The 7,755-nt window shown below is 69.2% G+C and carries 8 protein-coding genes and 1 pseudogene; 7 read left to right on the plus strand and 2 right to left on the minus strand.

The features are described 5' to 3' along the window. The first annotated feature begins 224 nt into the window (after window positions 1-224). Together ACL02O_RS33055 and ACL02O_RS33060 are read left to right on the plus strand one after the other, a co-directional pair. Window positions 225-1,295: an IS110 family RNA-guided transposase gene (locus ACL02O_RS33055; RefSeq protein WP_412822112.1), complete on the plus strand. Its 1,071-nt coding sequence runs from the start codon at window positions 225-227 to the stop codon at window positions 1,293-1,295. A gap of 420 nt (window positions 1,296-1,715) precedes the next feature. Next, window positions 1,716-2,540 (plus strand): SAM-dependent methyltransferase, encoded by an 825-nt coding sequence (locus tag ACL02O_RS33060; protein ID WP_412822113.1) that lies wholly within the window; start codon window positions 1,716-1,718, stop codon window positions 2,538-2,540. A gap of 390 nt (window positions 2,541-2,930) precedes the next feature. On the opposite strand, the gene ACL02O_RS33065 is transcribed toward ACL02O_RS33060, so the two are convergent. Then, window positions 2,931-3,689 carry a LuxR C-terminal-related transcriptional regulator gene (locus tag ACL02O_RS33065; protein ID WP_412822114.1) on the minus strand — a complete coding sequence of 253 codons (759 nt, stop codon included), beginning with the start codon at window positions 3,687-3,689 and terminating at the stop codon, window positions 2,931-2,933. Window positions 3,690-3,858: 169 nt separating this feature from the next. Here ACL02O_RS33065 and ACL02O_RS33070 point away from each other — a divergent pair, with 169 nt between their 5' ends. The 3 genes from ACL02O_RS33070 to ACL02O_RS33080 all read left to right on the plus strand — a co-directional run bounded on the left by ACL02O_RS33070 (window position 3,859) and on the right by ACL02O_RS33080 (window position 6,354). After that, window positions 3,859-5,208, plus strand: coding sequence for a NosD domain-containing protein (locus ACL02O_RS33070; RefSeq protein WP_412822115.1), 1,350 nt, complete (start codon window positions 3,859-3,861; stop codon window positions 5,206-5,208). Between the two features lie 298 nt (window positions 5,209-5,506). Beyond that, on the plus strand, window positions 5,507-5,959 hold the full coding sequence (locus tag ACL02O_RS33075; RefSeq protein WP_412822116.1) for a hypothetical protein: 453 nt from the start codon (window positions 5,507-5,509) through the stop codon (window positions 5,957-5,959). An 11-nt stretch (window positions 5,960-5,970) separates the two neighbouring features. After that, a complete protein-coding gene (locus ACL02O_RS33080) occupies window positions 5,971-6,354 on the plus strand; it encodes a hypothetical protein (RefSeq protein WP_412822119.1) in 384 nt (127 codons plus the stop codon). A 148-nt stretch (window positions 6,355-6,502) separates the two neighbouring features. On the opposite strand, the pseudogene ACL02O_RS33085 reads toward ACL02O_RS33080, so the two are convergent. Continuing rightward, window positions 6,503-6,628: pseudogene (locus ACL02O_RS33085) on the minus strand (DUF1775 domain-containing protein); the annotation flags it as partial. A 107-nt stretch (window positions 6,629-6,735) separates the two neighbouring features. Here ACL02O_RS33085 and ACL02O_RS33090 point away from each other — a divergent pair. Beyond that, a complete protein-coding gene (locus tag ACL02O_RS33090) occupies window positions 6,736-7,284 on the plus strand; it encodes a TetR/AcrR family transcriptional regulator (protein ID WP_412822117.1) in 549 nt (182 codons plus the stop codon). A 119-nt stretch (window positions 7,285-7,403) separates the two neighbouring features. Further along, the gene (locus ACL02O_RS33095) at window positions 7,404-7,676 is read left to right on the plus strand and encodes a hypothetical protein (RefSeq protein ID WP_412822118.1); all 273 of its coding nucleotides are present in this window, start codon (window positions 7,404-7,406) and stop codon (window positions 7,674-7,676) included. Window positions 7,677-7,755: the final 79 nt, after the last annotated feature.

The following is a 7,755-nucleotide window of genomic DNA, read 5'->3' on the forward strand; positions in this document are numbered from 1 at the left end:
TAGAGACTTGGTCCAGGACCGGTGTCCGGCCAGACTCGGTCCAGGTGCCCGGCGAGACGCTCCCACATTGCGGCTGCCCACCGGTGTCATTGGTGTGGCTCTCTCATGGCCTGCGGTCTCGCCGGGCACCGCGCGAGGAGTGGCTGGAAAGGGGTTTGTTCTGCTCGAAGTAGCGGTGCCCTCCTTGCTGACAACTCCGTCGAGTTCAGCCAAGGGAGGCGCCGATGCGCGTGATCATCGGGATGGACCCGCACAAGGGTTCAGCCACCATCGAGGTCGTCGACGAACGCGGTCGGGTGCTCGCGGTGGGCCGCTTTGGGACTGACAAGGCCGGCTACGCCGACATGCTCGCCGCTGGCCGCAAGTACGCCGATCGGGTCTGGGCGGTCGAGGGCTGCAACGGCATCGGCAAACACATCGCCCACCGCCTGGTGCACGACGGTGAGACGGTGCTCGACGTGCCCGCGAAACTGTCGGCGCAGGTGCGGGTGTTCGCCACCGGCAACGGCCGCAAAACCGACCCGGTGGATGCGCACTCGGTCGCGATGGTGGCGCTATGCAGCCGGAATCTGGTGCAGGTTCAGGTCGACGCGGACCTGCAGGTGATGGGCATGCTCGCCGATCGGCGTGACGAGCTGGGCCGCGCCCGAACCCAGACCATCAACCGGCTGCACCGGTTGCTGCTGGAACTGTTACCCGGCGGGGCGAAGAAGTTCCTGTCCGCGGCGCAGGCCCGCGCGTTGATCGCCACGGTCAAACCCCGCGACATCGTGGGCAAGACCAGACGCCGCCTCGCCGTCGAGCTCATCGGTGAACTCGAGGGCATCGACGAGAAGATCAAAGCCGCGGACAAGGATCTGAAGGCCCTGGTGATCGCCCGCGGCTCCACCCTGATGGACTTGCACGGTATCGGCCCCGCCGGGGCCGCCCGGCTGCTGGCAGACGTCGGAGACATCAGCCGGTTCGCCGACCGCGACCGGTTCGCCTCCTGGAACGGCACCGCCCCGCTGGACGCCTCCTCCGGCGACCAGAAGCGTCACCGTCTCTCCCGCGCTGGCAACCGGCGGATCAACCGCACGCTGCACATCATGGCCGTGGTCCAGCTGCGCAACCGCACGCAAGGACGCGCCTACTTCGACGCGAAAAAGCCGCCGGGAAGACTTCGATGGAAGCCATGCGCGCCCTCAAACGACGGTTGTCCAACGTGGTCTACGCACGCATGGTCGCCGACGAGAGGAGAAGAGATGCGGCGGACCCGGGAGGGCAATCGGGGACGACTCTGCAATCCAGCGTGACCGACCTGACCCCGAACATCGGCCCTTCGGACAAGCCACTTCCCGGACCCGCCACCAACCACCCTAAACCCTTGGCGTCAGCGGCGCCTTGACATTAAGGGGTGCCGTGAGTGGATGGCGCCGGCCTGTTGAGCGGAGGTGCCGGTGCTGACGCCTTCGGGTCCGCCGAAGAGGTCACCGCGCAAGAAGCCCTGGCCAGAGGGCTGCGGGTGCGATTCGAGTCTCAGCTTGCAGAATCCAAACCGACGCCAGCACGACAGAGCTCAGTGCCCTACGTCGATGCGGCAAGACTGTCCCGACTGGCGTCAGCGAGCCCCTCCGCCCTCCTCGATGTGGCTGGCGCCATGCGCCGTGCGGGACGTCGGGTATCAGACGCTGCCCGCACTGGTCGCACAGGTCGGCGACGAGGACCATGACCTCATGGCGAGGTCGCTGAACGACGTGCAGGCCAACGTCTTGGTGCTGGGCGCGCTGGGCCGACTGGCCCGCCAAGGATTGCTGGACCAGCCCGCACCGGTCGACGACCCCGTCGCCGCCGCCTGTCAACGACTCCTGATCGCCACGGGACTGCTGGCGCCGGATCCGGTACGCCCGAACGAATCGCTGGCGGCCGTGCTGCCGCCCGGCGTACCGCTAGCGGCCCTCGGCGGTTACGTCGCCGCCACGCTGCAGCTGGCGACGGCGCTTTCCGCCGGTGCGACGACATGGTCGCCGGACGAGCCGGAGGTAGTCCGTTTCTTCGGCCAGGCCAACGGGCCGGCGGTCAACCACATCCTCGCGCAGCTGCTCACCGACGTACCGGGTTTCCCCGACCGGCTGGACCGCCCGGGGGCGGCGTTCCTCGACGTCGGGGCGGGTGCCGCCGGCATCAGCATCGGGCTGTGCCGCCGGCACCCCGAGCTGGCGGCGGTGGGGCTCGATATCAATCCACTCTCGGTCCGCGTCGCCCGCAGCGCGGTGGCCACCGCCGGCCTGAACGACCGGATCGAGGTACGCGAACAGTCCGTGACAGACGTCTACGAGGTCGGCGCGTACGACCTCCTCTGGGTTCCCCAGCCGTTCCTGCCACCGGCCGTGCTGGCCGCCGCCCTGCCCCGGCTGCGCCGCAGTGCCCGCCCCGGTGCCGTCCTGGTGATGGGCTCGCCGCGGCACCCGGCGACACGGTGCCGGGCGCGGCGGCCGACGTCGAGTACCTGCTGCTGGGCGGGGGCGGCATGGCCCCGGCCGAGGCGGCCGACCTGCTAACCGGTGCAGGCTTCGTCGACGTCCGGGCGGTGACCCGCTTCCCCGCCCCGCTGATGGTCGCCCGCCGCGGCGAGGAGAACTGATGGGGACCGCTCCCGCGACCTGACGCTACCGCGGCTGCCCGCCGGCTGGCCCGCGGCCGCCGCCTTGGCCAGCACAAGCTCGTCTCCCGGTCGCACCGTACGCTCGTTCCCGGCATTCATGAGCCATGAGTCGACTACCCCGCGCCCACAACACTTGTTCCAGTTCTCGCGTGCTGCGGGCTCCGGTGGGATCGGGGCGGAGGCGCTGACCGCAATTCCGACTCCCGACCTGGGCATGATCTTGCCATTTATCCGGATCTGGCATGCTCGAGACGCGGGAGCGGACGTGGCTTGGAGGAGTGCGGGATCAGCGCGGGCCGGAGCGTGCCCACCAGGCAGCGGCCTCGGCCCGACTACTGGCTCCGACCTTGTCTCGCCCGCATTCCAGGTGCTTGCGTACTGTGCGTTCGGTGATTCCCAGACGGTGCCCAATTCGCTGGTTGGTCCACCCCCGCGCCACCAAGGCAAGGACGTCCCGCTCGCGAGGCGTGAGCCGATCACCCTCCGCCGGCTCGGCGGCGACCAACCGGGCAGTCGCCGCGTCCAGTTCCATGCGGAAGGCCAACGCGCTGGCCAACGGCTCCCGCACGAGGGCGAGCGCGCGCATGTCGTCGTCGGCAAAGTTGCGTCGTCGGCGGTGCAGGCCGAGAAAGATGACCCGGTCCGGCCACGCGCCTAGGTGCAGCCCCGCTGGGTAGCGCCCGTCGGTCCAACCGTGCATCCGGTGGTAGGTCTCGGTGTCCCAGAACCGATGCAGGTCGACGTAGTCGCTGACCCGCTGCCCCTCACGGCGGCCGGAGCCGAGGTCAAGAAAGCACGGGTGCCGGACGGCCACCGCACGGGCGGCCTCGATGTAGTCCCGCGGCAACGGCTCGGCACCCCATACCGTGACGGTCACCTCGTCGAGGGCGCCGGCCGTCAGATCCCACCGCGTGAAGCCCACTCCCGCGTCCACGTCTAGCAGCCGCCCGACGGAAGCGATGAACGGTTCCACGTAATCGTCGCCGGCGGCCGCGCGTCGGGCCGCGTCCACGCTGGCGCGGATTAGCGCCTCGTCCCGTCGCATGTGCCCTCCGACGATGAACTGTGCGTCGAAACTGAGTGTGACAACCAGCCCAGTGACCGGCAAGCAGGCGTTCGGCTAGTGGCGGTTGCGACACTGCCTGGACCCGCTGGCGGAGCGGACGATGCTGGCAGCGGGCACGAGGGGGGCCCACATTGGGAAGGACAGCGTGATGGCACCCAGGAGATTGCTACCTGCCCTCGCCGCGCTGGCGGTGACCTTGACCGCACCCCCGGCTGCCGCTGCGGCTCCGGCGACCGTCACGCTGGTGGTGGACCGGGACAGGGCGCAGTGCGGCAGCGCGGACTTCACATCGATCCAGGCGGCGGTGGACGCGGCTCCGGCCGGCGCCGTGGTTCGGGTCTGCCCGGACATCTATCCAGAGAGCGTACGGGTCGACAAGCCGCTGACTCTGTGGGGCCAGCCGGACAGCGCCGAGGCCGTGGATTGTTTCGCCACCACCGCGACGGCGGCGGACGACCTCGACCCTACCCAGCAGGTGATCATCGACCCGCCCGGGGACGGCTTCACCGTCGCGGTGGACATGAGCGCTCCTGACGTCACGCTCGCCGGGTTCGTCGTCCAGGGCGCCTCGGTCGGCGTCGACCTGGGCGACCACTTCGCGGGGAACCGCATGCATCACAACCTGATCCGGTTGAACACCCTGTTCGGCATAGACTTCGGCGCCTCGGGCGGCATCGAGTCCCGGGTAGACCACAACTGTCTGCGGGACAACCGGTGGGGACTGGTGTCGGAACTCGACGACGACACTCTCTGGGCGCTGCCGGTGATTGGCGACGAACGCGGCGCTTGGAACGCCCGCGACTTGATTACGGCGCGGATCGACCACAACCGAACGTTCCGCAACCTCGTCGGCATCGACGTCGCCGGCCCCGGTTGGCGGATAGACGTCGCCATCGACCACAACGCCTCCCGGGAGGAGTCGTCTGGCATCGTGATGCAGCACGCGACCAATAGCGCCGTGATCGCCAACGAGGTCTCCGGCGCCTCGGGTGCCACTGCCGCGCTCGGCTTCGGCGGCGGCAACACCAACCTGACCGTCGCCGACAACGTTCTGACCGACGGCCGGATCGGCATCGCCTTCCTGCCCAACAACTTCATCGACAAGTTCCCGGAGCCGAGCCGCCGGGTCACGCTCACCGGCAACACCGCGCGCGGCATGGTCTTCAGCGGGATCAACGCCGGTCCGGGCCTGCCCGCCGGCACCGGCAGCCTCCGCGATTCGGTCATCGCCGGCAACGTCAGCAGCGGCAACGGCAACGACGGCATCATCCTGCCGCCCGGCAACACAGGCCTGCAGGTGCGCGACAACCTGACCGATGGCAACCGGCGGTACGGGATCTACTCAGCCGCAGCCGCGGCCGCCAACACATTCACCGGCAACGTCATGACGGGCAACCTCGTGCTGGACGCCCGGGATGACAACCGGGCGGCCAACGTGTGGATGGGCAATCAATGCACCACGGACAGCCCGGCCGGCACCATCTGCGGCGTTCTCTGACCGCACCTGACGGGGCCGCCATCCCGGCGGCCCCCGCCAGGCCCCTATCTGAGCGCCGGTAGACGCCGGCCACTTGCGACATCTCGTCGGGGCACCGCGCGGGACGACCCGCCGACGCGATCGGCTGGGCTCGACGCGGACTCGCCGAACACCCCACCGGCCACCAATCCGCGCGGCTACGTGAGCTGCTGGTGGGGCTGCTGCTCGAGACCGGCGAACCGCGCGCCGCAGCGGCCGAGCGTCGGGTGCGTTCGACAAGCAGCCGACCATCGACAACCTCCGGTCACTGCTGGCGACGGTGGCCGATACCAACCGCGACGAAACCCACACCGAGTGGGCGCTGACTGTGGTACGCGACCGCGTCGCCCGGCAGCCCGGCCACCTTCCTCACCTGATCGACGCGCTGCACCACACCGGCCGTGATGACGAAGCCTGGCACACCGGACTCGCACGCTTGGACGAATTGCCCGCCCGGCAACGCGTCGAACTCCTGCACCGTCGGCAGCAAGGCCATCCAGCCGACGTGCGCGAACCCTACCGGGCACTCGTCAACGCCCACCTGCTGGACTCGCATGACAAGCGCCGCTACGACACAGCCACCACGCTGCTCCGCCATCTGCGTGACGCGTACGCGGCCACCGACGAAACCGACCAGTTCGCTAAATACCTGGACGAATTGCGCGGACAGCACCGGCGCCGGCCGGCGTTCCTGGCCAAGCTCGACGCCGCCCGCCTCCACCCTGACCGGTAAAATGCCCGCCCGTGGCAGTCCGCGTCGACATCGACGCGTTCCGGGAATCCATCCCCACCACGGTGGCCGAGGCCGCGGCTCGGCTGCTGAGTAACGGTAGCGTCGGCGAACTCGAACCGGCCGGCGGCGGCGTCCAAGCCGTCGTCCACAGCCACAACGGCGTCTTCCAACCCTGGATCGGCATCGTCGGCGGCCTCTCCACCACCGACTGCGACTGGGGAACCACTGGCGACGACTGCTGCGCCCACGCCGTCGCCACCACACTTACCGCACTCCACGCCGGCACCGCCTTCTCGGGCGCCGCGACCCCACCCGGCGCCACCCCTGGTGAGCCCGAACACGCCCACTATCTCGAAGCCGGCGACGGCCAGCCCCGGCAAGCTCAGCTGGCCTGACCGGTTCGACGGTAGGCCAGCAGCCCGGCGACGAGGCCGACCAGACCCGGCAGAATCCCGGCGATGCCGTACGCCGTGCCGTTGCCGCTGTCCGTGTCACTGTCGTCGCCGCTGCTGGCTGCAGCGCCTTGAAGATCACCTGATCGGTCTTCGGCAGCGGGCCGAGAGAGACCGCGAACTCCTGGAACTGGCCCGGCTTGATCGCCGCCCCGGCACCGGCGGTCCAGGTGATCTTCGTGACCGCCTCGGTGATCTCACCGTCGTCGCTCTTCACCCCTTCGATGCCACGCGATCAACGTGGGTGACCGATACCACCGTTCCGCCCGACCGGTCAGCCCTTGATCGACCGGTCAGGCATGCTGGTTCTGGAGGTGGAACGCCATGGCACGGACGGCGCCGGAGATGCACAACGAGATCCTTGCGGCTGCGGCGCGGCGTTTCGCATTCGCTGGTTACAAGGGCACCTCGTTACAGGACATCGCCCGCGACGTGGGCTGCTCCAAGGCGGCGGTGCTCTACCACTTCCCCAACAAGGAAGCCCTTCTGTTTGAGCTGATGGCCCCGGCGCTCACGGTAATTCGGGCGCTTGAGGACAGCATCGCCGCCACGGCCGATCCGGCGACCGCCCAGCGGGTCGCCATAGGAGGCTTCGTCGACCTCGCGGTCCAGTTCCGGCGGGAGATGGCCCTGCTGCGGGGCGAGTTCCGGGAGTTGCTCGAGAGCCCCGAGTTCGCACACCTCGAACGGTTCGCCGACCGACTCGTCGACGCGGTAGCCGGGCGTCCCGAACGCCCGGCCGCCCGGATCGCCGCGCGGGTCATGCTCGCCGGGATCGCGGAGACGTCCGGCGACTTCGACGACGTACCCGACGACGAACTACGCGAGACGCTGTTGGCGCTGCTAAGCGGGGCGATCGAGCCCGTCGACTGACCATCCCACCAGGCCCGACGACGAGCAACTTCACAACGCCCGGCACCGAGTCGCAGCGCCCCAACTCGACGGCCCGGTACTCCCGGATCGAGGTCCAGCTCGCCAAGGACCTCGGCGAGGTGACCGCAGACCAGCGAACCGCGTTCGAGAAGTTCGGCGTGGCGGCCGTGATTCGCTCCGGTCGGGAGTTCGCTTCAGCCGAAGCAATCGGTGCGGCGGTCGCCGCGATCGTCCTTGTGGTCACCTTCGAATCGCTGGTGGTGGCCGGGATGACCCTGCTGATGATCGGCGTCGGCGTCGGCATGGCCGGCCTGTTCGCGCTCAGCGGCGTCGTGCTGGCAACCACTGTTCGATCCTCGCCCTGGCGCTGGGCATCGACGACTCGCTCTTGATCACCTCGCGTTACTGGCAGAAGCTGCTCGGCGGAGCAGCGTCGGAGGCGCGGGTCTGCCGGCTGCGCCAGGAACGCTA

This window comes from Micromonospora mangrovicola (assembly GCF_047200535.1).
In the GTDB taxonomy this organism is placed as follows: domain Bacteria; phylum Actinomycetota; class Actinomycetes; order Mycobacteriales; family Micromonosporaceae; genus Micromonospora.

Bases quoted from the DNA above. Each gene is read 5' to 3' on its own strand.
- ACL02O_RS33055 (WP_412822112.1), top strand. From the start codon at position 225: ATGCGCGTGATCATCGGGATGGACCCGCACAAGGGTTCAGCCACCATC.
- ACL02O_RS33070 (WP_412822115.1), top strand. From the start codon at position 3,859: ATGGCACCCAGGAGATTGCTACCTGCCCTCGCCGCGCTGGCGGTGACC.
- ACL02O_RS33060 (WP_412822113.1), top strand. From the start codon at position 1,716: ATGGCGAGGTCGCTGAACGACGTGCAGGCCAACGTCTTGGTGCTGGGC.
- ACL02O_RS33065 (WP_412822114.1), bottom strand. From the start codon at position 3,689: ATGCGACGGGACGAGGCGCTAATCCGCGCCAGCGTGGACGCGGCCCGA.
- ACL02O_RS33090 (WP_412822117.1), top strand. From the start codon at position 6,736: ATGGCACGGACGGCGCCGGAGATGCACAACGAGATCCTTGCGGCTGCG.